General features: G+C 41.0%; 16 protein-coding genes. 12 read left to right on the forward strand and 4 right to left on the reverse strand.

Going from position 1 to position 24920, the window contains the following annotated elements:
- Positions 1 to 36: 36 nt before the first annotated feature.
- From U1E44_RS13380 to U1E44_RS13430, 11 genes are all read left to right on the forward strand, one after another.
- Positions 37 to 3087, forward strand: coding sequence for a SusC/RagA family TonB-linked outer membrane protein (locus tag U1E44_RS13380; RefSeq protein ID WP_322931603.1), 3051 nt, complete (start codon positions 37 to 39; stop codon positions 3085 to 3087).
- A gap of 23 nt (positions 3088 to 3110) precedes the next feature.
- The gene (locus U1E44_RS13385) at positions 3111 to 4706 is read left to right on the forward strand and encodes a RagB/SusD family nutrient uptake outer membrane protein (RefSeq protein ID WP_322931604.1); all 1596 of its coding nucleotides are present in this window, start codon (positions 3111 to 3113) and stop codon (positions 4704 to 4706) included.
- A gap of 75 nt (positions 4707 to 4781) precedes the next feature.
- Positions 4782 to 8147: a VCBS repeat-containing protein gene (locus tag U1E44_RS13390; protein WP_322931605.1), complete on the forward strand. Its 3366-nt coding sequence runs from the start codon at positions 4782 to 4784 to the stop codon at positions 8145 to 8147.
- A gap of 113 nt (positions 8148 to 8260) precedes the next feature.
- The gene (locus U1E44_RS13395) at positions 8261 to 10339 is read left to right on the forward strand and encodes a glycoside hydrolase family 3 protein (protein ID WP_322931606.1); all 2079 of its coding nucleotides are present in this window, start codon (positions 8261 to 8263) and stop codon (positions 10337 to 10339) included.
- Positions 10340 to 10506: 167 nt separating this feature from the next.
- Complete coding sequence (locus tag U1E44_RS13400) at positions 10507 to 11886, forward strand: 3-keto-disaccharide hydrolase (RefSeq protein WP_322931607.1); 1380 nt, start codon at positions 10507 to 10509, stop codon at positions 11884 to 11886.
- A 10-nt stretch (positions 11887 to 11896) separates the two neighbouring features.
- Entirely contained in the window at positions 11897 to 13237 is a 1341-nt protein-coding gene (locus tag U1E44_RS13405; protein ID WP_322931608.1) for a Gfo/Idh/MocA family protein, read from the forward strand.
- Between the two features lie 114 nt (positions 13238 to 13351).
- Positions 13352 to 14545, forward strand: coding sequence for a Gfo/Idh/MocA family protein (locus U1E44_RS13410; protein ID WP_322931609.1), 1194 nt, complete (start codon positions 13352 to 13354; stop codon positions 14543 to 14545).
- A gap of 110 nt (positions 14546 to 14655) precedes the next feature.
- Positions 14656 to 15483: an SDR family oxidoreductase gene (locus U1E44_RS13415; protein WP_322931610.1), complete on the forward strand. Its 828-nt coding sequence runs from the start codon at positions 14656 to 14658 to the stop codon at positions 15481 to 15483.
- Positions 15484 to 15505: 22 nt separating this feature from the next.
- Positions 15506 to 16687, forward strand: coding sequence for a mannonate dehydratase (uxuA, locus tag U1E44_RS13420; protein WP_322931611.1), 1182 nt, complete (start codon positions 15506 to 15508; stop codon positions 16685 to 16687).
- A 1-nt stretch (position 16688) separates the two neighbouring features.
- Positions 16689 to 18104 (forward strand): glucuronate isomerase, encoded by a 1416-nt coding sequence (gene uxaC, locus U1E44_RS13425; RefSeq protein WP_322931612.1) that lies wholly within the window; start codon positions 16689 to 16691, stop codon positions 18102 to 18104.
- Between the two features lie 227 nt (positions 18105 to 18331).
- Positions 18332 to 18667 (forward strand): hypothetical protein, encoded by a 336-nt coding sequence (locus tag U1E44_RS13430; protein WP_322931613.1) that lies wholly within the window; start codon positions 18332 to 18334, stop codon positions 18665 to 18667.
- 32 nt (positions 18668 to 18699) lie between these two features.
- Here the strand turns inward: U1E44_RS13430 and U1E44_RS13435 are convergent, their stop codons facing one another.
- Positions 18700 to 19068 (reverse strand): DUF1456 family protein, encoded by a 369-nt coding sequence (locus U1E44_RS13435; protein WP_322931614.1) that lies wholly within the window; start codon positions 19066 to 19068, stop codon positions 18700 to 18702.
- 202 nt (positions 19069 to 19270) lie between these two features.
- On the opposite strand from U1E44_RS13435, the gene U1E44_RS13440 reads away from it, so the two are divergent.
- A complete protein-coding gene (locus U1E44_RS13440; protein WP_322931615.1) occupies positions 19271 to 19696 on the forward strand; it encodes an Hsp20/alpha crystallin family protein in 426 nt (141 codons plus the stop codon).
- A 280-nt stretch (positions 19697 to 19976) separates the two neighbouring features.
- Here the strand turns inward: U1E44_RS13440 and uvrB are convergent, their stop codons facing one another.
- The 3 genes from uvrB to U1E44_RS13455 form a co-directional block, all read right to left on the reverse strand.
- Positions 19977 to 21965: an excinuclease ABC subunit UvrB gene (uvrB, locus tag U1E44_RS13445; protein ID WP_322931616.1), complete on the reverse strand. Its 1989-nt coding sequence runs from the start codon at positions 21963 to 21965 to the stop codon at positions 19977 to 19979.
- A 191-nt stretch (positions 21966 to 22156) separates the two neighbouring features.
- On the reverse strand, positions 22157 to 23005 hold the full coding sequence (locus U1E44_RS13450) for a T9SS type B sorting domain-containing protein (RefSeq protein ID WP_322931617.1): 849 nt from the start codon (positions 23003 to 23005) through the stop codon (positions 22157 to 22159).
- A gap of 156 nt (positions 23006 to 23161) precedes the next feature.
- Positions 23162 to 24907, reverse strand: a complete 1746-nt coding sequence (locus U1E44_RS13455) for a T9SS type B sorting domain-containing protein (RefSeq protein WP_322931618.1) — start codon at positions 24905 to 24907, stop codon at positions 23162 to 23164.
- Positions 24908 to 24920: the final 13 nt, after the last annotated feature.

Here is a 24920-nt window from a genome sequence, read left to right on the forward strand (position 1 = left end):
ACACGTGCAATCTAACTCTAAAATTTAACAACAAGTATGAAACAAATGAAAATTAATCGATTATTGTTGCTGCTTTTTTGTATTACGGCAGGACAATTGTATTCGCAGGGAACGCAGGTTTCCGGAACCATTCTAGACGATTTAGGGCAACCTCTGCCGGGTGCCAACATTCTTGAGGTTGGTACCACCAACGGAGTACAGTCCGACTTCGATGGAAATTTTTCTATTTCTGTCGCTAACTCAAATGCAGTGCTTTCTGTATCTTTTATTGGGTTTAAGACCGTAGATTATCCCTTAAATGGGCAAACTAGGCTTACCATCACTATGGAAGCTAGTGCCGATGCCTTAGATGAAGTTATTGTAGTTGGCTACGGTTCGCAGAAAAAAAGCGATGTTACCGGGGCAATTACATCGGTTTCGGGCGAGGATATCAATATTACTCGAGAAAGCAATCCTTTAAATGCGCTTGCGGGTAAGGTTGCCGGGGTAGACATTGGGATATCTAACAACGCACCGGGTAGTAATCCTAGTATTTTAGTTCGAGGAAGGAGTTCGCTCACCTTTTCTAATGAGCCCTTAATTGTAGTAGACGGGATACCTTTAGAGGGTAGTCTTGGAGACGTTAATCCGGCTGATATTTCCTCTATTGAAGTCTTAAAGGATGCTTCCTCTGCAGCTATTTATGGGGCAAGAGGGGCTAATGGGGTTATTTTAGTAACCACTAAAAGGGGTGTTTCCGGTAAGCCTCGATTTAACTTTGACACCTATACAGGTTTTGCAGTACCCTTTACAGAGTTTAATATGATGAATTCTGAACAATGGGTCGCTATGCGCAGGGAATCGCAACGTGCCGCAGCCGATCAAGACAATGGGTTGCCTGTAGGTACTAGCCCTATACCTTCTGTAGAAGATGCCTTAGAACCATTACAACTTCAAGCATTTAGGGATGGGGTAGATACTAATTTTCAAGATCTCGCCACACAGACCGGAGAGCAAAGCAATTACAATATTGGAGTGAACGGCGGCTCGGACAAAGTGCGATATGCCGTATCCTTAAATTATTTTAAGCAAGAGGGTGTTTTTAAATTGGCGGAGTTTGAACGATATACCTTTAGAGCCAATTTAGATATGGATTTAACCAAAAACTTAAAAGTTGGTATTTCGCAACAGGCCGGCTTTGGAGAACGACAAGATTCTAATCCTATAGGTGGTGTCTTGTCAAATAGTCCGTTGACAAGACCTTTCAATGCGGATGGAAGTCCAACTACCGATCCTTTGGCCGATGGTTTGGTTTGGAATCCGCTGAACGACCTGGACCGCAAAAACTTTATAGATAAGACGAAGAATTTCAGGTATTTTGCTAACATTTTTGCATCCTATAACCTATTCAACAATGAAAGAATTGGAAATCTTAAGTACACCCTAAGTCTTCAACCTCAATTTGAGACCATCAGAAGAAATAATTTTCGCGGAACCCAAAGTGGTGTCGGAAGGGGAGTACGGAACGAGGCCAGTAAAACGGAAAGAATAAATACGTCGTACACCTTAGAAAATATCTTAAATTATAACATCGCATTTAACGAAAATCATGCCTTGGATGCCACTTTTCTGTATAGCTTTCAGGATTCGGAACGTGATTTCTTTACATTGGGCGTAAGCGGACTACCATCAGATACACAAACGTTCAACAATTTAAGTGATGGGGAATTGGTCGATTTTAGGGATAGTTCATTAGATACCGAAGAATGGACTTCCTATATGGCTCGGGTTAACTATACTCTATTCAATAAGTACCTCTTTACCTTAACGGGTAGGTATGACGGATCTTCGAAACTTTCGCAAGGCAATAAATGGGGCTTTTTCCCCTCTGCAGCCTTTGCATGGAAAGTGTTAGAAGAGAATTTTATGCAACAACAAACTGTGTTTTCAGATCTTAAATTACGGTTGGGATACGGTGAGGTAGGTCGCAATCCTATAGCTCCTTTTGCTACCTTAGGTGGTTTAGGCAGAACCGAAGGTTCTTTTGGCGGGCAGGCTGCCTTTGGGTTTTTGCCTCAGGATATTGCAAACCCGGATCTTAAATGGGAAACAACAAAGACCTTTAATGTGGGTATAGATTATGCCATCCTAAACAATAGGATATCCGGGTCTATTGATTATTACTCCAATGAGACCGAAGACTTGCTGTTAAACCGATTTTTACCGGCAACTTCCGGATTTCAATCCATTTTACAGAATGTGGGAAAAACCAGTGGCGAAGGGTTGGATGTCGTTTTAAGTGCGGTGTTAATCGATTCCGAAAACTTTAAATGGTCTGCGGATTTTAATTATTCTGTAAACACCAATAAAATAGATGAACTTGCCAATGGTAAGGTAGATGATGTAGGGAATAGATGGTTTATTGGGAAACAACTTAATGTGTTATATGATCGTGTTTTTGACGGTATTTGGCAATTGGATGAAGTCGCTGAAGCGGCCAGTTTTGGCAGAAGGCCCGGCGATATTAAATTAAAGGATTTAGATAACAATGGGGTGATTAATGATGATGATAGAAGAATTATCGGGCAATTAGACCCCAAATGGACCGGTGGTGTAACCAGTAGAATGCAGTATAAAGGTTTCGATCTTTCTTTTGCCTTATACACAAGACAAGGACATGTTACGAGAGCTCGTGTTTTGGAAACCTCGAATACCTTATTTGGAAGGTTTAATAATCTTAATGTTGATTTTTGGACACCAGAAAATCCAAGCAATACTTTCCCGAGACCCAACGCAAATCAGGAACGCCCATTAGATTCGCAGGTTTTGAGCTTTATTGATGCCTCTTTTGTACGCGTTCGTAACATTACCTTAGGGTATAATTTTGCGCATAGCAGTAAAATAACGGAGATATTGGGGTTAGATCAATTTCGGATTTATGCTACGGCTCAAAACCCATTTTTGTTTACCTCTACAGATTTAGATGGACTGGATCCTGAAGTTGCAGCCGGTACTCCGAATATTCAGGCAGGAAGCGCTGCTTTAGATCCGAATACGTTTATGCCAAGTCCTCGTACATTTTTATTTGGAATCAATGTTTCATTTTAATCTTAAATTTTAAAATATAAAAGATGAAAAAAATAATTTTAATCGTAATAGGCATATCCCTATTTGCATCCTGTGCAGGTGATGCCATAGACGAAAACCTTACCGGTGATTTAACTGTAGATGGTGTTTTTACGACTGAGGAGGGAATTAATTTAGCCTTAAACGGCACGTATTCTGCCTTTACTTCATTTATAGGTAGTAGTACGTCGGGCAATAGAGAAACAGGATGGACGTTGATTGCCATGGGTACAGATACCTATACCAACGGAGCTGATGGGAATTTTAAATTTTTTAACACCTATAATTCAGATCTTGCAGCCAGTACGGTTATTGTGCAAGAACCATGGGATGTATTTTACAGAGGCATTAATGGTGCTAATACCGTTATTGGAAGGGCACCGGAGGTCATTACAGACCCGGCGAAACTTCAAAACATTTTAGGGCAAGCTCACTTTTTAAGAGGATTGTATTATTACTATTTGGTGCGTGTTTGGGGGGCGGTACATTACACCGATCAAGAAACGGTAGGTGCAGAAACGGAAGCAACCAGAACACCCGTTCCTGAAATTTACACGAAAATAATTGAAGATATGGAGTTTGCAGCTCAGAATTTGCCACCTTCGCAAGGCGATTTCGGAAGGGCTACTTCATGGGCAGCAAAAGCAGCCTTAGCCGATATTCACCTTACTCGAAAAAATTATGACCTAGCCGCTCAATATTCGGAAGATATTATAAACAATGGGCCATTCAATTTGGTTAGGCCTGTAGAAGACCTATGGAACTTGGACAATGAAAATAATTCAGAAGTTATTTTATCGGCTCAATTTTCAGATATTTTAGAATTTGATAATGGGGGCAATCCTGCGCATATGTATTTTCTAATGGAATATGATAACCGACCCGGTATGGTGCGGGATGTCACCAATGGCAGACCTTGGAAGCGGTTTAAACCCACAGATTACTTAATTAATTTGTATGATTTGGAAGATAAACGTTACGATGCTACTTTTAAAACCGTTTGGTTCTCCAACAATCCAAATTCGGCTCCTCCGGGTATGCAGCCCGGTGATACGGCGATTTGGTTGCCCCGTGTTCCGCTTTCACAGGCCGAAAAAGATAGTCGCCCACACGGTGTTAATATTTTTAATCCGGACGAATATACCGAAAGAGTATACCCCGCTACAAAAAAGTGGATACAGCCCAATAGGATAGCGGTTAATAACGAATCGGGCAGTAGGGATTTCATCCATTGGCGATTGGCAGAGATATATCTCATAGCTGCAGAGGCCAATGCATTAAAGCCTGCTCCAGATCAAAATAAAGCCTTACAGTTTCTCAATGAAGTGCGTATGCGAGCCTATGATGTAAATAATGTAGGTGCATTACCACCAATCACCAGTGTTACTTTAGATATCATTTTAGAAGAAAGGGCCAAGGAGTTGGCGCAAGAAGGCAAACGTTGGTTTGATTTGGTCAGAACAGAAAAACTAGTGGAAAGGGTGCGATTGCATAATCCACAAGGAGCGCCTAACATACAAGATTTTCATATGTTACGGCCTATACCGCTGAGCCAAATAGATAGAACCACCTCAGCTTTTCCACAGAATCCGGGATATTAATTTAAGTTTTGTTAATTTGACCTTTCCATTTTACATTTTTTAAAATGGAAAGGTTTTTTTAATTAATCGTTTGCCATGTATTATAAGGAGCTATTATTTTGTTTGTGTGCAGCACTTTTCACCGCTTGTTCTTTACCCGAGAAACACAAGGAAGATGCCTTAGAAATTCCACTTTTTAAAAGGGTGCCGTTCAGTCATTCCGGCGTCGATTTTGTCAATAAGGTAGATGAGCAATACGATCGGTTCGAGGATTTTAGTTACCTCTATAACGGAGGAGGCACCGCTATAGGCGATATCAATAATGACGGACTACAAGATATCTTCTTTACGGGAAACGAAGTGGGGAACAGGCTATACCTAAATAAGGGCAATCTGCAATTTGATGACATTACCGAAAAAGCTAATCTTGGGGAAGCAAAAGGATGGCACAATGGTGTGGTTATGGTAGATATTAATAACGATGGATTATTAGATATGTACGTGTGTCGTGGCGGATGGAAAGACCAAAGGGAAGATCGCAAAAACTTGCTTTATATTAATCAAGGTAACCTTACATTTAAGGAAGAGGCCGAAATCTATGGTCTGGCCGATTTTGGGTATTCCAATCAGGCTTCTTTTTTCGATTTTGATAATGATGGCGACTTGGATGTCTATATCATGAACAGGCCCAGTGAATTTATGCTTCCCATCGCTGAAGTACTTAGAAACAAGGAGAATCCCACGGACGATCATAGAGATAAACTGTACAGGAACGATAATGGAACGTTTGTAGAGGCAAGCAATGAAATGGGGATCACCCATAATTTTGGATATGGTCTTGGATTGGTGACTGCCGATGTCGATAGAGATGGCTATGTGGATATTTATGTTTCCAATGATTATGATGAACACGATTATTTTTATATCAATCAGAAAGGAAAAGGATTCAAGGAAAGCATAAAGAACACAATGAACCATATAGCGCTATACGGTATGGGTGCAGATATTATGGATCTCAACAACGATGGTATGGAAGATATTTTTGTTACCGAAATGATGCCCAGCGATTTTAAAGAAGCCAAAATATCAATGCCCTCCATGAACGTTGAAGGTTTTAATGCGTTAGTTGATATGGGTTTTTACTACCAATACATGCAAAACACCATTCAATTGAACCAAGGTAATAGATCGTTTAGTGAGGTAGCACAATTAACAAAAATGGATAAAACAGAGTGGAGCTGGAGTGTTTTGGTGGCCGATTTAAATAATAGCGGACATAAAGATGTCTTTATTACCAACGGGTATAAACGCAATGTTTTTGACAATGATGTAGACCTAAGGTTACGCGATTTTTTCAATAAGAACACGTTTCAATATCAATCGGCCACTGAACTGATATCGGCAAAAGGAGACGAGATCATAAATCTGTACAACCCCATTAAAGAAAGGAATTATCTTTTTCAAAATAATGGAAATCTAAGTTTTAACAATGTTTCAGAACAATGGGGCTTCACGGAAGAAAGTTTTTCAAATGGTGCCGCCGTCGGAGATTTGGATAATGATGGCGATTTAGATTTGGTGATTAATAATTTGGACGACCACGCTTTTATTTTTGAGAATATCGCTAACGGCACTAACAATTTCCTTAGAATAAATTTTAAAGGACCAGCCAAGAACACCCTCGGCATAGGTGCTAAAGTAGAAATATGGCATGATAGCCAACAGCAATACCAAGAATTTAAAATGGTGCGGGGCTATCTTTCCTCCCAAGAACCTTTTCTTCATTTTGGTGTAGGACAGTCCAAAACAATAGATTCTCTTGCGGTTACATGGCCGGGAGGCCATACGCAGTGGGTTAAAAACGTGGACGTAAATAAAATAGTAACCATAGATTATGACGCAAGCAATGCGCCAAAAGCGACAGCGAAAAAGGAAGCGTCTTATCTATTTTCTTTTGTAGAAGATCAGTTAGGAATCCATTTTGAGCACAAAGAAACTATTTTTGATGATTATGCCATGGAACCTTTATTACCCCATAAATACTCCCAATTGGGTCCGGGCATAGCCGTAGGCGATATCAATGGTGACGGTAGGGACGATGTATACATTTGTGGTGCCAAAGACCAAAGCGGTGCGTTATTCGTTCAAGGGGAAAATGGACGCTTCCGAGCCATCCATGGCCCGTGGCAAGACAACGCAGGTAGTGAAGAGGTGTCTGCTTTGTTTTTTGATGTGGATGGCGATGGAAATCAGGATTTGTATATTGTTAATGGCGGTAACGAATTCCCGGTTGGGAGCCCATTCTATAAAGATCGATTGCTGCTGAATAAGGGTAATATTCAGTTTGAGGATGCTTCACACCGGTTGCCAAATAAGGCCTTTAGCGGATCAAAGGTTTCTGTTTGCGATTTTGATAAGGATGGCGATTTGGATATTTTTATAGGAGAACGTATTGTACCTCAGAATTATCCTATACCCGGTTCCGGATATCTTTACGAAAACCAAAATGGTTCTTTTATAGACATTACTGCTGCCAAGGCACCCGGTCTTTCCGATTTAGGTTTGATTACCGATGCCGTCTGGATAGATTATGATGAGGACGGGAATAGCGATTTGATCGTAGTGGGCGAATGGATGCCGATCACCGTGTTTCGGAATACCGGAAATAATTTTGAAAAGATGGAACATTCAACCTTGGGACTTGGCAAATCCGAGGGCTGGTGGTATGCTATTGATGCAGCAGATTTTGATGGCGATGGCGACATAGATCTCGTGGTCGGAAATTTAGGTTTAAACTATAAATACACGGCTTCAGAGGAAGCCCCATTTGAGGTATACAGTTCCGATTTTGATCATAATGGTCGGCGCGATATACTATTAAGTGTAAATGTAAATGGAGAACACTACCCCCTACGTGGAAAAAATTGTTCAGCACAACAAATGCCGTTTATCAACCAAAAATATGGCTCTTACAGCGATTTTAGTACGGCTACCATTGCTGAAATAGTAGGTACCGAAGCGTTATCAAAAGCAATGAATGGCAAGGCTTATACTTTTGCTACCACGTATTTTGATAACAATGGTGATGGTACCTTTACACCCAGCCAATTACCTAGTGTAGCGCAATTTTCATCGGTTAATAGCATACAAATCGACGATTTTAACTTGGATGGACATCTCGATATCCTTTTGGCGGGTAATTTATATACTTCAGAAATAGAGACCCCTCGTAACGATGCTAGTTTTGGCGCATTTCTCGCAGGCGACGGTAAGGGGAATTTTAAGGTAAATTATCCTAGCCAAAGTGGTTTGTATTTGGGAGGCGATATAAAAGACGTAAAACGCATTGAGGTAGGTGGCCAACCATTCCTACTAGTATCAGAGAACAATAAAGCGACGCGATTGGTGAAAATCAATCAAAAAAAAGGAGACGAGAAACACGAGGCAGAAGCGCATCTTTAATGTCATAAAGAGAAGCACACCAAGAGCTTTGAGGCAGTATAAGCTATAACAAGTTGCCTCAAAATAAGTTTTTAAAACATTGTAAACGCAAAAACACCCTAGAAAATAAACAAATGGTAACAAAGGAAATAGTATTTGGTTTAAAGAATCTGTCTCTTGCCTGTTCTGTAGGCATGTTGTTGACCATTGGCATCTCATGTAAAAATGAGTCGCCAAGGAATAATGGGTTCGCTTTAGAACAGCCCAAACTCGGATACAAATCTGTTCAGTTACTGAAAAGTGATAATTTGGAATTCAAGGATTTAAATAAAAACAATACTTTGGATCCCTATGAAGATTGGCGTTTAAGTTATGAAGACAGGGCTGCCGACCTTTTATCAAAAATGACACTGGAACAGAAAGTTGGTTTTATGATCATAAGCACAACGAGGATGGAAAATGATTGGGCTTTTGAAAAACCAAAGAATAATGAACCTATTGGCAATGGGTTTAATGAAGATGATCTTGTTGCCCATACGAACATGTTTACCCGTAAACCCTTAGATTATCCAAATATGTCTGCGGCCGGAACAACCAAAGCAGTCACCGAATTTCATGAGCGCCACTTTATTTTAAGAGCCAATCCTCCAAGGAAAATACTTGCAGAGTGGATCAATAACCTACAAACCCTTTGCGAAAGTGATGGCTTGGGAATTCCCGCCGTTGTAACTTCCAATCCAAGAAACCACATCACAATGGATGCGTCGGTGGGGCTTAGTGTTGGGAAAACTGAATTTTCCAGATGGCCCGGAGAACTCGGGTTAGCCGCAATGAGGGATTTTGAACTTGTCCGTGAGTTTGCCGATATTGCGAGGCAAGAATGGTTGGCCGCAGGGATACGAAAGGGGTATATGTATATGGCAGATTTAGCTACCGAGCCTCGTTGGCAACGTGTTGAAGGTACCTTTGGGGAGGATGCCGAATTGGCGGCTCGGATGATTCGGGAAATCGTTTTGGGTTTTCAGGGTGAAGACCTGAATTCTAGCTCTATAGCATTGACTACTAAACATTTCCCTGGAGGAGGTGCTACCGAAGGAGGGCAGGATCCACATTTTGATTGGGGTAAAAAAGAGGTGTTTCCGGGAGGAATGTTCAGTAATAATTTAATTCCATTCAAAGCGGCAATTGCAGCCAAAACATCATCTATTATGCCCTATTACTCCTATCCGGTAGATACCAAATACGAAGAAGTAGCCTATGCATATAATAAGGAAATCCTACAGGATTTACTTAGAGGTGAACTTGGCTATCAAGGAATCATAAATTCCGATACCGGTCCGATTGATATGATGCCCTGGGGTGTAGAAAATTTAACAATCATCGAGAGGTATAAGAAGGCGATAGAAGCCGGTATTAATCTTTTTTCTGGAACAGCCGATCCAACCCAACTTTTAGAAACAGTTTACAAATACAGGGAATTAGAAAAATTGGTAGATCATTCCGTTTATCTATTACTCCTAGAAAAATTTAAACTGGGTCTATTTGAAAATCCATATGTTGACATTGATCATGCAGTGAAAACCATAGGAAAAAAGGAATTTCAAGATAAGGCAGATATTGCGTTACGGAAATCTATAGTATTGCTGCGCAACGAGACTACAGCCAAAGGCAACGTTCTCCCCTTAAAAGGAGGCACTAAAGTATATTTTGAAACCATTGTTCCACAAAACGGAAATGAAAAGAATAACATTTTTACAGATACTACTAATAAATGGGCGGTAGAATTTGTAGATGCCCCGGAGAAAGCAGACGTGATAGTACTGTGGCTTATACCCAAAGGAAAATCCTTGTTCGCTTCTGATGGAAGTCCCTTGTATGTTTCGCTTTCCAAGAATGGGATTGATATTGAAAGAGTCAAATCTTTAAGTGCTAAAAAACAAACCATTTTAGCCATCAATTATTCCAATCCTTGGAATATCAGTGAAGTATATGGCGCATCAAATTCAGGAATAAAAGGGGTGTTAGCCACTTTTGGTACAACGCAGGATGCTTTATTGGATGTTGTTACAGGTGCTTTCAATCCAAGTGGAAAAATGCCATTTTCTACACCCATTTCTGAAGAGGCAGCACAGCATCAAAAATCGGATGTGCCAGGGTATATGGAGCCGAAGGGGTATTCACTGTTTTCGTTTGATGAAGGGATGTCTTATTGAGTTTCATTTATTTACATGATATGTATTTTAATATATGAAATCTGTTATAAGGGTTTTACTAGTATTATTTTGCAATTTTTTAACAAAACTTTACCCTTTTTAAAAACAATAAATGTATATTTGTGTGCGCACACGTAATGAATTATAAATTAAAAAATAAATCCTCAATGAAAGCAAAATCAACTCCGAGAATCTATATATACTTGGCACTCTTTGTCGCATTCGGTATTACAGGGTGCTCCACAGCTACAAAAGATGATACTCCTTGGGTTTCTTTATTTGACGGGCAAACCTTAAATGGCTGGTCTTTAAAAGGAGGGGAGGCCAAGTACACCATTAGGGATGGTGCTATTGTTGGGAGTTCTGTACAGGATACACCCAATACTTTTTTAACAACCAACCAAATGTATGGGGATTTTATTTTAGAGTTAGAATACAAAGTAGACTCAACGATGAACTCCGGTATACAAATTCGAAGCAATAGTTTTCCTAATTATATGAAGGGTCGCGTGCATGGCTATCAAATTGAGATCGATCCTTCGGATAGGGCTTGGAGTGCCGGCATTTACGATGAAGCTCGTCGTGGATGGTTAGTGCCATTAACTAACAATCCTACAGCACAAAAGGCATTTAAACAAAATGACTGGAACCATTATCGCATCGAAGCCATAAAAGACACGATTAAAACCTGGATCAACGATGTGCCGGCAGCCTATCTTATAGATGGAAAAACGGCTTCAGGATTTATCGCTTTGCAAGTGCATAGTTTAATGGGCGACCAGCAGGCAGGTACCGAAATTGCGTGGCGAAACATTAAAATCCTTACGGATAGTCTTTCTAAATACGCTAGAAAATCGCCCATAACCCCGGTTATTACCGCCAATAATCTTACGATAGATGAAGAGAAAAACGGATGGAAATTACTTTGGGACGGCAAAACCACCGAGGGTTGGCGGGGTGCCAAATTAGATGCCTTCCCGGAAAGTGGGTGGGAAATAAATGAGGGGATACTCACCGTATTAGCCTCCAACGGTGCCGAATCCGCTGCCGGGGGCGATATTGTGACTACCCAATTATATGGCGATTTTGAGCTAAAGGTCGATTTTAAAATTACCGAGGGTGCCAATAGCGGAATTAAATATTATGTGAATACTGATCTCAATAAAGGGCCCGGTTCATCAATTGGTCTAGAATATCAAATTCTTGACGATGCGCGTCATCCTGATGCTAAATTAGGAAATCATGAAGGGAGCAGAACAGTAGCTTCGTTATACGATCTTATTATGGCAGATCCAAATAAACCGATACATCCGATAGGAGAATGGAATACGGCGTATATCACTTCAAAAGAAAACCATGTAGAACATTGGCTAAATGAAGTGAAAGTATTGGAGTATGAACGCAAAAGCCCAGAATATCGTAAACTTGTTTCGGAAAGTAAGTATGTAGATTGGCCTAATTTTGGGGAAGCCGACCAAGGGCATATTCTACTCCAAGATCACGGTGATCATGTGTCGTTCAGAAATATAAAAATAAAACCACTTTAAACCTAAGATAATGACAACGAGAAGAAATTTCATCACAAAAACAGTGTTGGGAAGCACTGCCATGGCAGTAAGTACCTCTGCCATGAGTATGTCTGCCAGCAGTTACAGACGCATTATAGGTGCTAATGATCGGTTGAATGTTGCTATTGCAGGATTAGGAAGAAGGCTTGGGGCTTTTTATGAGCCCATCGCTAAAAAAGAGACCAACGTGCAATTACTCTATTTGTGCGATGTTATGGAACATCAGCGTACTAAGGCGCTGGAAAGTTTTTCCAAATACATTACGTACAAACCCAAATTGGAAAACGATATCCGGAAGGTTATAGAAGATGCTAAAGTGGATGTGTTTATTAACGCCACCCCCGACCATTGGCATGCGCCTGGCTCCATTATGGCCTTAAAGGCAGGAAAAAATGTGTATGTGGAAAAGCCTTGTAGTCATAATATGCATGAAAATACGCTATTGGTGCAGGCAGCCAAAAAGTTCAACAAAGTGGTTCAAATGGGAAACCAGCAGCGATCTTCGGACCACACCATCGAGATTATTAAAGAAATTCATTCGGGTATTATAGGTAAGCCGTATAAAGCGGTTGCCTTTTATACCAACCAAAGAGGAGAAGTACCCGTGCAAAAAAAGGCGGCAATTCCTCAAGGACTAGACTGGGATTTGTTTCAAGGTCCCGCCCCTCGCAGAGAATATACCGAAGAAACCTGGAACTACAACTGGCACTGGTATGGCTGGGATTATGGCACTGCGGAAGCTGGAAATAATGGCACCCACGAATTGGATGTCGCCCGCTGGGCAATGCAAGTAGATTTTCCATTACACGCTCGGGTAGAAGCGGCCAAGCGTCATTTTGTTACCGATGGCTGGGAAATGTACGACACTATGGAGGCTACTTTTCATTTTGAAGGCGATAAAGTGATCCAATGGGATGGTAAAAGTAGAAATGGGTATGATACCTACTCAGGAGATCGTGGCACGATTATTTACGGAAGTGAGGGAAGTGTTTTTGTAGATCGAGGAAAATATATCCTCACAGATCGATCTGGGAAAGTAGTTAAAAACAGTACCTCCGGAGTCGCCGAAGCCGGAAATACATTAGGCGGTGGTGGTGATATGACCACAACGCATGTCATAAACTTTTTTGATACTATTCGAGGGAAAGCCCAGTTAAACGCACCTATTGCAGATGCCAGTATTAGTATGGCTATGGTACATTATGCAAACATTGCGTATCGCATAGGAAGAGGAATCGATATCGATCCAAAAACAGGGACTATTTACGACAGGGACGCCATGAAACTTTGGTCCAGACCTTATGAGAAGGGGTGGGAACCAACATTATAAAAATGAATTGCTAACAACCACTAGTAATAGTATGACTAGAAAAATTATAGTACAGTTTGATGTTGTATTTTGTTTTGTCTTCACATTCTGAGAAATAGTCCTAAAAATGAACATATGAAGCGGAGAGATTTTGTTATAAAAGGGGGATTAATCTCCGCAGGAACACTAATGAGTTCATCTGCCTTGGGATCTTTAACATCTGGCGCTAATGATACCATTAATTTGGGTGTTATAGGAACCGGTGACCGCGGAGCAGGGCTCATCCCTTTTCTCAATCAGATACCGGGTATTCGCGTAACAGCCTGCTGTGATGTATTGCCATTTCGATTAGAACAAGGTTTGGCTAAGGTGGAGCAAAAGGCCAAAGGCTATGCAGATTACAGAGCCATATTGGATCGGAAGGATATCGATGCGGTATTAGTAGCAACGCCATTTTATACCCACTCCCAAATATATGGCGATGCCCTAGAGGCCGGAAAACACGTATATGCTGAAAAAACGCTGGCCAAAGGGTATGAGGGAATCAATGAATTGGTCAAAAAACAAAAAAAGTCCAATACCATTTTCCAAACAGGACATCAATATCACAGTTCCAGATTGTATGTGCATGTGGCAGAACTCATAAAGAATGGTAAAATAGGAAAAATAGCGGCTTTTCAATGTCAATGGAACAGAAATGGAAATTGGCGTAGACCTGTGCCGAATCCTAATTTGGAAAGAGCGGTAAACTGGCGTATGTACACCGAATTTTCCGGGGGTTTGGTCGCAGAACTATGTTCACATCAAATCGATTTCGTAAGTTGGGTTTTAGAGGCTTTTCCTGAGAAAGTTATGGGTGTTGGTGGTATCGATTATTGGAAAGACGGTAGGGAAACGTATGACAATATTCACTTGATGTACAGTTACCCGAATGGCGTAAAAGCCTCGTTTACCTGTCTTACCAGCAATGCTTTAGATGATTATAAGATTAAAGTAATGGGCGATAAAGGAACGATTGTTCTAGATTATCAAAAAGCTTGGTTTTTCCCTGAAGGAGGTACATCAAAAGAATTAGGAAATGTCGATGGTGTTTCTGGTGCCACCACAAATTGGGAACAAGGAAAGGGAATTCCTATCGAATTTGAGCATGCCGATCCCAGCAAGCAGGCCTTAATTGATTTTAGAGACAGTATTTGGAATAATACCAAACCTATTTCAGATATTTTTACTGGTGCCAACACGGCGGTATGTGTGCAAATGGGACTGGATGCCATGCGTAAGGATGAAATTATTCGAAAGCCCAAACACGGTTTCTATTCGGTAAACTAAAATAATAGTCCATAATAGGGAGCGTAGCGCGTCCGATGTTTTTTCGAGTTGCGATCTTAGCCATAAAGGAATCAGAATCATAAAATGAAATGAAATTGGGTTTTTAAAAAATGAGTAAGGTAATTGTAATAACAGGAGCGGGTGGTGTATTGTGCAGCACTCTTGCGAAAGCATTGGGTAAAGAAGGGCATAAAATAGTGCTTTTAGATTTACGGTCGGAAGCCGCGGAAAAAGAAGCGGCCGAAATTACCAGGGCTGGGGGTACGGCCATAGGCATCGCCGCTAACGTTTTGGAACGAAAATCACTGGATGATGCAAAGTCAGCGGTGAATCGTAAATTTGGTAAGGTAGACCTTTTAATCAATGGTGCTGGTGGCAATCATCCCTTAGGTACAACAACAAATTCGTTTTTATCGGTGGATGATTTAGAAGATAAAGCAGCCGGGTTCAAAACTTTTTTTGATTTGGATATGGAGGGTATCAAATTTGTGTTCGATCTAAATTTTATAGGAACCTTGTTGCCTACGCAAGTGTTTGCTACAGATATGGTCGGAAGGGAAGGATGCTCTATTTTAAATATTTCCTCTATGAATGCCTTTACGCCTTTAACCAAAATTCCGGCGTATAGCGGAGCTAAGGCGGCGGTATCTAATTTTACCCAATGGCTTGCAGTACATTTTTCAAAAGTAGGCATACGTGTTAATGCGCTGGCACCCGGATTTTTTCTAACCGATCAGAACAGAGCACTGCTTACTACGGAAGATGGTAATTTAACCCCAAGAGGCAATACCATCCTTTCGCAAACGCCCATGGGACGTTTCGGAACGCCGGAGGATTTAATAGGCACCACACTGTGGTTGTGCGGTGAAGGAGCCGCATTTGTAACCGGTGTCGTGGTGCCCATAGACGGAGGATTTAGCGCTTTTAGCGGTGTGTAATAATAACTAAAAAACAAAGAACGTGGTACTAGAAAAAACGTGGAGGTGGTACGGACCAAAGGATCCCGTATCCCTATCAGACATCAAACAAGCCGGAGCTACTGGGATTGTTTCTGCGTTACATCACATTCCCAATGGTGCCGTTTGGCCGGTGGCCGAAATTGAAGCGCGTAAGAGAATTATTGAGAAGAATGGTCTTGCATGGTCCGTAGTAGAGAGTGTTCCTATTCATGAAAACATAAAAACACAGACGGGCGATTTTCATCGCTATATTGAAAATTACAAGCAAACCCTTACTAATTTGGGTGCCTGTGGTATCGATATTGTATGCTATAATTTTATGCCGGTGTTAGACTGGACACGAACCGATCTAGACTACGAAGTTAAAGATGGTTCTAAAGCCCTTCGGTTTGATGCGGCAGAATTCGCTGCCTTTGAGCTTTTTTTATTGAAACGCCCCGGGGCTGAAAACACCTATAACGCCGAGCAAATACAAAGCGCCAAAGCTAAACTTGCCACAATGAGTGATGCACAACAGCAAAAACTCATCAATAATATTATTGCGGGATTACCGGGCGCCGAAGAGGGCTATACGTTGTCAGAATTTAATACCATTTTGGCCACCTACAACGATATAGGATCCAAAGAATTAAAGGCGAATCTCATTTATTTTTTACAACAAATTATACCGTACGCAGAAAAGGCGGGTGTACTCATGTGTATTCACCCGGACGATCCTCCGTATCCCATATTGGGGCTACCTAGGGTTGTGAGTACAGCTCAGGATATTTTAGATATATTTAAAGCGGTAGACAGTCCCAATAATGGACTCACCTTTTGTACAGGTTCCTTTGGTGTACGCCCCGATAATAATTTGCCTGAAATGGTCCAACAATTAGGACATCGAATTCACTTCATCCACCTTAGAAGTACGCAACGTGATGCAGATGGTAATTTTTATGAAGCCAATCATTTGGAGGGAGACGTAGATATGTATGGTGTTATGAAAGCCTTACTTTTAGAGCAACGTAGGCGAATAGGGGAGGGTCGCAAAGACGTTAGGATGCCTATGCGTCCGGATCATGGACACCAAATGTTAGATGATCTACATAAAAAAACAAACCCGGGGTATTCGGCTATTGGTCGATTACGCGGATTAGCCGAATTAAGGGGTTTAGAAACCGGAATACTTAAAAGTCTTTAGCATGCAAAAAGTAAACACAAAACCATTTCTTACCGAGCATTTTTTGTTGAATACCAAAGAAGCAGAACTATTGTATCACGACTACGCAAAGGAAATGCCTATAATAGACTACCATTGCCATCTAGATCCTATGGAGATTGCGGAAGATCGTATGTACGAAAATATTACGCAATTGTGGATTTCTGGCGATCATTACAAATGGCGCGCAATGAGAACCATGGGGATTTCCGAAAAATCTATAACCGGACCGGCTTCGGACAAGGAAAAATTTGTGGCATGGGCAAAAACGGTTCCTTATACCTTGCGAAACCCTTTATTTCATTGGACACAATTAGAGTTGAAACGCTATTTTGACATAGATGAATTGCTCACCGCAGAATCGGCCGAAACCCTTTATGAGCACATCAACCTTCAACTGCAACAACCTGAGTTCAGTTGCCGCCAGTTGCTTTCCAAAATGAATGTGGAGCGCGTGTGTACTACGGACGATCCAACAGATGATCTAAAACATCATAAGGCTGTGTCTAAAACGAATTATGAGGTTAAGATGCTTCCTGCTTTTAGACCCGATAAAGCTATCTTAATTGACGCGGAAGATTTTAATAGCTATGTCGATCTTTTGGGTGAGGTGGCAGATCTATCGATCAACACGTATAGCGACCTTCAGGCGGCACTACATAATCGTATGCGCTATTTTCAGGCTCAGGGCTGTAGCTTGTGCGATCATGGTTTGGCCCGTATTCCTTTTCAAGAGTTTACAGGGGCCGAAATAAAATCGATTTTTGAAAAACGACGAGCGGGAGGTGCTGTTTCCGCTAGTGAGGCAGAAAAATATAAAACCGCAGTGTTACTGTTTTTAGGAGAATCGTACCACGATTTCGGTTGGGTGCAACAATTTCACTTGGGAGCATTGCGAAACACGAATACCCGTATGCTGAACACGCTAGGCCCAAATACCGGATGGGACTCTATAGGAGACTACACACAAGCCGAAACTTTGTCTAAATTTCTCGACACCTTAGATCGTAAAAATAAGTTGGCCAAAACGATATTATATAATTTGAACCCGGCAGACAATGAAGTGTTTGCCAGTATGATTGGGAATTATAATGACGGAAGCATTCAAGGAAAAATGCAATGGGGTTCAGGGTGGTGGTTTTTGGATCAGAAAGACGGTATGGAAAAGCAAATGAACGCCCTATCTAATATAGGTCTGTTGAGTCAGTTTGTGGGAATGTTAACCGATAGTCGTAGTTTTTTATCTTTTCCCAGACACGAGTATTTCCGGAGGATTTTATGCAATATGTTAGGCGATGATCTAAAAAGAGGTTTAGTGCCTAATGACATCCCGTTTCTAGGTAAGTTGGTTCAGGATATATCCTATCATAACGCTAAAGCCTATTTTGATTTTAAATAGTACGTAAAAAACGCCGCTTTTTTGTTAGATTATAATGTTCTTTTCGAGATGTAGTACGGGAAGATTTTAAGGAGCTATTGCGACTTTTTTAAGGTGTATTGTAAGTGATTTTTGGTTTGGTATAGGGATGCTAAAAAATGTTAAAATTGATGGTAGTTGTAACATTATTATTTTTAAGGCGTCTTTTTAGTATATCATCAATTCATCAATCATAAATCAAAAACATCATGAAAAAACGTAGTTTAATGGTAGTAACTGCGATGTTACTCTTGTCCGGAAGTATCTTTTCCAAAGATTTAAATCCCACCGAAAAATTGTCGAAACAAATTGGAGCAATTTTAAAGGAAGCACCTTTCAAACTTAACCATGGAGAATTAACGGCAGATGTGCGTTTTACCCTAAATGCCGAAAAAGAAATCGTTGTACTTTCTGTGGTAGCTCAGGACGACAAGGTAGCGGCATTTGTAAAAAGTCGCTTAAATTATCAGAAGGTAGAGATCGTAGATCACAAAGAGGGCAAGCTATACACCGTAAGGATTAGGATTACCGCAGCGGAGGTATAGGAAATCTTTAAAATTAAAAATCCTGACGAACATCAGGATTTTTTTTTGTTTTTAAATTTGATACCTCTTAAAACGGGATCAATATTTCGTTCTTGCTTCGCTTTAAAATCAACGTGATACGGTTTTTTTTCTGCTTCTTTTTTTCTGGGTGGAGGTAAAGTTTTTTTTGGATCTTTAGGTTGTTCTTTGGTGCCTCTGTAGTAAATTACCAAGCCATTCAAGAAATTACGTAAAATTTGATCGCCGCAAGCGACATAATGAGGATGATCTTCGCTTCTAAAAAAAGCACCTAACTCGCTCTTCGTAATTTTAAAATCGACTAAGGATAAGATTTCTACAATATGATCATCCCGCAGCATAAGGGCTACACGAAGCTTTTTTAATACATCATTGTTGGTCATTATTTTTTTTGATGCAAGATAGTACAAAAATGAGGGCTGTGCGCTAATCGTTTTTTCTGATTTTACATATTTTGGAGACAATACGCCATAATGACATGTAATTTAATAGGATGCATGACAAATAGACGCTATTTTTATTTTGGTACATCGTTTGACCCCTAGCCAAGAAAAAGCAAAAGTCTAACTAAAAAAATCTATAGTCATGAGTATTGTAAAAAGAAGCAACGTGTTATTTCCGTCTTTTGTAAATGAAGTTTTTAAGCCGGATTGGTTTGGGGGATTAGAAAATTTTCAAACCCAAATTCCACCCATTAACATTCAGGAGAATGAAAGGGATTTTATCCTAGAACTAGCTGTTCCAGGTCGTAAAAAGGAAGATTTTAATATCGAAATAGATAAAGACATCCTAACGGTATCGGCCGAGCAGAAAACAGAAAATACCACAGAGGAAGAAACGTATACTCGTAGGGAATTTGGCTACAGTGCCTTTAAAAGAGCCTTTACCTTACCTGAAACGGTAAATGTAGAAGCCGTAAATGCAGTCTATGAAGATGGTATATTGCGTTTTGCATTGCCTAAAAAAGAGGAGGCCTTGCCAAAGCCAAAACGCTTTATAGAGATTGCCTAAATCTAAAGATTCCCCGACCCTTGGGTTGGGGTTTCCTAGTTACCGCTCCTTTGGAGCGGTCGGAACTTCCTTTTTGCAGTTCCGGGTGAGGTAAAATACAAAATTTCGGTTTTTGGCCCGAAGGCCAAAATGAAACTGCCGAAACCCGTACTGAGCGCAGTAGAAGTATACCCCTATGGCTTGTCTCGGGGATCGTCAGTTTCAAGAATTTTTTTATTTTGGCTTAGTTTTTGGTTTTTTTCGAAAACGGGTGGCTACTACAGCGACCTGTTTTCTTTTTTTAGGCTTGCTCTTGTAGTGCTTTTAGTTCGTCTCGGATTTTTGCGGCTTGTAAAAAGTCCAATGCCTTTGCGGCTTTTTCCATTTCTTTGCGTTTGTCACGGATCAGATTTTCTTTTTGTGCGGGCGTTAGGTAGTGAAGATCCGGTTCTGCGGCGCGCAACTCTTCTTTTATAAAATGGTAGGTAGAAACCGAGTTTTTGGCCAATGCACTGTCCAAACTTTTGTTTAATGCGGTGGGAATGATATTGTTTTTGGTATTGAACGCAATTTGCTTTTCTCTTCTGTAATTGGTTTCATCGATTGTTTTTTGCATACTGTTGGTAATTTTGTCCGCATACATTATCGCTTTTCCGTTTAGATTTCTGGCAGCTCTACCAACGGTTTGCGTCAAGGATCTGGCACTACGTAAAAAACCCTCTTTGTCAGCATCTAAAATAGCTACTAAGGATACTTCCGGTAAATCAAGACCTTCTCGCAACAAATTCACGCCGATGAGCACATCAAAAACACCTTTTCTCAAATCCTGCATAATCTCTACACGTTCTAAAGTGTCTACATCGCTATGTATGTAGCGGCAACGCACACTTATTCGGGTTAGGTACTTGGCCAACTCCTCTGCCATTCTTTTGGTAAGCGTGGTCACCAAGGTGCGCTCATCTTTTTCTACTCGAAGCTGAATTTCTTCTACCAAATCATCAATTTGGTTTAGACTGGGCCTAATTTCAATAACAGGATCTAATAGGCCTGTAGGCCTAATTACTTGCTCCACATAAACCCCTTGACAGCGTTGCAGCTCATAGTCGGCCGGGGTGGCACTTACATAAATCACCTGATTTTGTAGGCCTTCGAACTCTTCAAATTTTAGAGGACGGTTATCCATCGCTGCGGGCAATCGGAAACCAAATTCTACCAGATTTTCCTTTCGAGACCTATCCCCACCATACATGGCGTGCACTTGTGGTATAGTAACATGGCTTTCATCAACCACCATTAGAAAATCTTCCGGAAAATAGTCTAGTAGGCAAAAAGGTCTAGTGCCGGGTGCTCTACCATCTAAATACCGAGAGTAATTTTCTATGCCCGAGCAATAGCCCAATTCCCTGATCATTTCCAGATCAAAGTTGGTGCGTTCTTCCAGTCTTTTGGCTTCCAGCGGTTTTCCAATCGATTTAAAAAAATCAACTTGAATCATCAAATCGTTTTGAATTTGATGTATTGCATTTTGAAGTATGTCCGGAGAGGTTACAAACATATTCGCCGGGTAAATGTTGAGGTGTTCGTAAGACTCCAATATTTTGTTTTTAAGAGGATCAAAAGCCTCAATGTCTTCTATTTCGTCTCCAAAAAAATGAATACGATAGGCATGATCAGCATAACCGGGAAACACATCTACCACATCACCTTTCACCCTAAAATTCCCATTTCTGAAATCTGCCGTAGTTCTAGAATACAAACTTTGTACGAGTTGATGCAGTAATTTTGTCCTTGAAATAAGCTGATCTTTTTTTAAGGAAATCACATTTTTCTGAAATTCTACCGGGTTACCAATGCCGTAAAGACATGAAACCGATGCTACTACAATGACATCCCTCCGCCCGGAAAGTAAGGAGGAAGTAGTGCTTAATCGCAATTTTTCTATATCCTCATTAATCGACAGGTCTTTTTCTATGTACGTTCCGGTGGTAGGAATATACGCTTCGGGTTGGTAATAGTCGTAATAAGACACAAAATATTCAACGGCATTGTTGGGGAAAAACTGTTTGAATTCCGAATAAAGTTGTGCAGCTAGCGTTTTATTATGCGCCAATAACAAGGTCGGTTTTTGTACATTTTCGATGACATTGGCTACTGTAAAGGTTTTTCCGGATCCCGTAACACCAAGCAAGGTTTGGTACCGTTCTCCGGCATGCACTCCTTTCGTTAATTCGCTGATGGCGACCGGCTGATCGCCAGTAGGTTTGAAATCGGATACAACCTTAAATTTCAAAGGATTAAATTTAAGTTAAACATTTTATTTTAAGTGTGTTACGTAATTTTATAAATACACTACTTTGTCTTTAAGGGATTTCATTTCCTTGTAAAGATTAAAAGCGATTCCCTTAGTTAAACTGAATCCCTTGGTCAGGGATACGTTAGTATAAAGGTACGAAAGCAACCCAATTTATCTAATGTTTTTAACTATCGCTTTAAGGTGAAATGACCTATATGGGCTACATTTTGACGATCTACAGCCCGAAACCAATAATCAGAAGCCGGCATGGGCCGTCCATTAAAAGTGCCGTCCCAGCCCTGAGACGTGGGATCTAGTTCTTTAATGAGCATCCCAAATCGATTATAGATAAGAATATTTAAAAGGGATGATTCCGGAGTGTAGTTTTGCGGTCTAAATTGCCAAAAATCATTAATTCCGTCTCCATTTGGGGTAAAGAACTTGGGAAATTCCAGTACTACTTTTTCGATTTCCTCAGGTGGGGGTTGTTCTTGACAAAGCGAGGTGTCTATTCGCACCCTAAGGGTGCTTTCACTAGCGCAATTTCCATTTGCCGAATAGATAAAAATTTGCTGATTACTGCGAATGAACGTCCCTGAAGGAAGTAGTGCACCGAGTCCCATAGGATTGGTAAAATAAGAGGCTCTGCCCGGCAGTTCGGGCAATACATAGGTGTCACAAACCGTGACATCGCTAAAAACTGGAACAGTAGGCGGTGGAAGTGCGAACAAATTAAAAAGCGTTTCTCTAATACATCCGTTGCTATCAGTAGCGCGAGCCAATATACCGCGCCGGTTTACCACGTTCTGGTTGCCTATGGAGAAATCGATTAAAGTGCCACCCGGATCGTGATAGGTAATGGTTAATCCGGATTGATTGCCGATAAGTACGCTCTCCAATGAGTCGAGATTGATTCGAAATTCTTCAAAACTATTTCCATCTCGGTCACAGGCAAAAAAATCATCAACTGCATTGATTGTATGGCTACATTCTTGCTTGGTTGCGGTTCCCTGTGTCAGGGTGTAGGCGTGCTTCAATTTTTTATGCACATACGCGGAAAGGTACGCTTTTGTATAAAATGTGTTTACATCGTTTACAAATAAAGGGTATGGTATGTACATGGGCCACAGCAAAATGCACAATAATAAACATCGTAATTTATAAAGGATGGGCCATAAACCGAATTGCATAGCTCACCGTTTAAGACTAAAATGACCTTTAAAAATAGTATTATCTAAAGCTATTGCCCGAAACCAGTAATCGGAAGCCGGTAAGGGTCTTCCGTTAAATGTGCCGTCCCAGCCCTGAGATGCAGGATCCAGTTCTTTTAGCAGCATTCCAAATCGATTAAAAATATGAATGATCCTAAGGGTAACTTCTGTGGAACCGGGCGGAAGCCGAAATTGCCAAAAATCGTTGGCACCGTCTCCATTTGGAGTAAAAAACTTGGGGAATCCTTCTACGCTAATATCTTGAACAACGGTTTCCTCGGCTATGCCACAGCCGTTCTTGTCTCGGACAAAAACGGTATGGGTTCCTGCCGGTATTCCCGTAAATATGTTGCTATCCTGATACGGCCCGTTGCGGTCATCGAGTGCAAATTCATAGTCGCCAATGCCGGAGGTCTGTACCACAAATCGCAAGCCAGTAACCTGTTCATTAACTGCTATATTCGTAATGGTTGCAATTTCCGATGAGCGTACTGTAAACTCCTTTGAAGCCGGACATTCTATACTGCCGTTAGTGGTTACCACAGTAGTAAATGCTTCATAACGATACCTTCCGGGTTCGCTAATGGTAACGTTTGCCGTTGTCGACAGTAAAGTTTCACTGCTATTTGGGTTTAATCGAAACCATCGGAATCCATCGGCGGTATCCGGAGAACGTACTTGTAGGGGACCTTCGTTTTCACAAAAGGAAAGGCTGTCCGGGAAATTCAGGACGGGTCTAAGATCTACTAATTGACCGCTTAGTGGATCAAAATAGGGGCCACAACCCAATTCTGTGGAGAATGATTCTTGAGTGCAGCCAATGGCTTCTCCTGCGGTATTTCGAGGCACAATAGTAATGAAAAAGGTGCGATTGGGTTCAAAGTCCAACACAAAGGTTGAATTTGTAAAAAAAATGGCATTACCTAAAATATCTTCTAGAAAAGGGGCAGTGCCAATAGAAACTCGATAACTTGTAGCACCCGGAACGGCATTCCATTCAATAAGCGGTGTTAGGGGTACATTAAGGGCACCATTTGCAGGTGAAATAAGGGAAGTGCATGTGGGCAGTGCTGCAAGGGCACCGGTGATAAAGCTTTCTTCGGCACAATTTACCGCATTTCCATTTTCATTATAGGGCGTTATTTGAACAAAAATAGGCGTGTTCGGCGGAAAGTCGCTCGGAGGGTCGTAGGTAAGCACATTACCCACATCCGCATTGTTAAGGATATTGCCACTTCCGGGGGTAGTTCCTATACTGAGCCGATAGCCAGTTGCCGTTGGTGCCTGGTTCCAAACAATATTAGTAGCCCCGTTTACATCTGTAGCATTTGCCAGAGGGGTTCTTAAATTGGTACAGGGTGGTGGTGTAGTTACATCTACCGTTCTAAAAGATTGGCTGGCACAAACCACGTTGGGACTATTAAAAAAGAAAATGGTGAGGGTAACATAAATTAAAGTATCATCCGGTAGGCCTAAGGGAGGTGTAAAGGTGGTAGAACTTCCAACCGATCGGTTATCTATAATATCGGTGCCTCCGGGTGTTGTCCCCAACGAAATAAGGTACCCGGGTACACCTAGTACAGGTGTCCAGCTGATGGTAGTAGTTACGGGAATATTGGTTGCCCCATTTAAGGGATTGGTTAATACAGGGCATTGCTGGGCACTAGACCATAGGCCTAAAAAAATACTGAAAATGCATAGCAACTTTTTTAACATTTGAAAACCCATAATGGGCCTTTAA

The organism is Aurantibrevibacter litoralis (assembly GCF_034651555.1).
Classification (GTDB): domain Bacteria; phylum Bacteroidota; class Bacteroidia; order Flavobacteriales; family Flavobacteriaceae; genus Aurantibrevibacter; species Aurantibrevibacter litoralis.

Excerpts from the sequence above, each read along its gene's own strand:
- U1E44_RS13380 (WP_322931603.1), top strand. The coding sequence starts at position 37 with ATGAAACAAATGAAAATTAATCGATTATTGTTGCTGCTTTTTTGTATT.
- U1E44_RS13390 (WP_322931605.1), top strand. The coding sequence starts at position 4,782 with ATGTATTATAAGGAGCTATTATTTTGTTTGTGTGCAGCACTTTTCACC.
- U1E44_RS13440 (WP_322931615.1), top strand. The coding sequence starts at position 19,271 with ATGAGTATTGTAAAAAGAAGCAACGTGTTATTTCCGTCTTTTGTAAAT.
- U1E44_RS13415 (WP_322931610.1), top strand. The coding sequence starts at position 14,656 with ATGAGTAAGGTAATTGTAATAACAGGAGCGGGTGGTGTATTGTGCAGC.
- U1E44_RS13385 (WP_322931604.1), top strand. The coding sequence starts at position 3,111 with ATGAAAAAAATAATTTTAATCGTAATAGGCATATCCCTATTTGCATCC.
- U1E44_RS13410 (WP_322931609.1), top strand. The coding sequence starts at position 13,352 with ATGAAGCGGAGAGATTTTGTTATAAAAGGGGGATTAATCTCCGCAGGA.
- U1E44_RS13435 (WP_322931614.1), bottom strand. The coding sequence starts at position 19,068 with ATGACCAACAATGATGTATTAAAAAAGCTTCGTGTAGCCCTTATGCTG.
- U1E44_RS13395 (WP_322931606.1), top strand. The coding sequence starts at position 8,261 with ATGGTAACAAAGGAAATAGTATTTGGTTTAAAGAATCTGTCTCTTGCC.
- U1E44_RS13455 (WP_322931618.1), bottom strand. The coding sequence starts at position 24,907 with ATGGGTTTTCAAATGTTAAAAAAGTTGCTATGCATTTTCAGTATTTTT.
- U1E44_RS13400 (WP_322931607.1), top strand. The coding sequence starts at position 10,507 with ATGAAAGCAAAATCAACTCCGAGAATCTATATATACTTGGCACTCTTT.
- U1E44_RS13430 (WP_322931613.1), top strand. The coding sequence starts at position 18,332 with ATGAAAAAACGTAGTTTAATGGTAGTAACTGCGATGTTACTCTTGTCC.
- uxaC (WP_322931612.1), top strand. The coding sequence starts at position 16,689 with ATGCAAAAAGTAAACACAAAACCATTTCTTACCGAGCATTTTTTGTTG.
- U1E44_RS13405 (WP_322931608.1), top strand. The coding sequence starts at position 11,897 with ATGACAACGAGAAGAAATTTCATCACAAAAACAGTGTTGGGAAGCACT.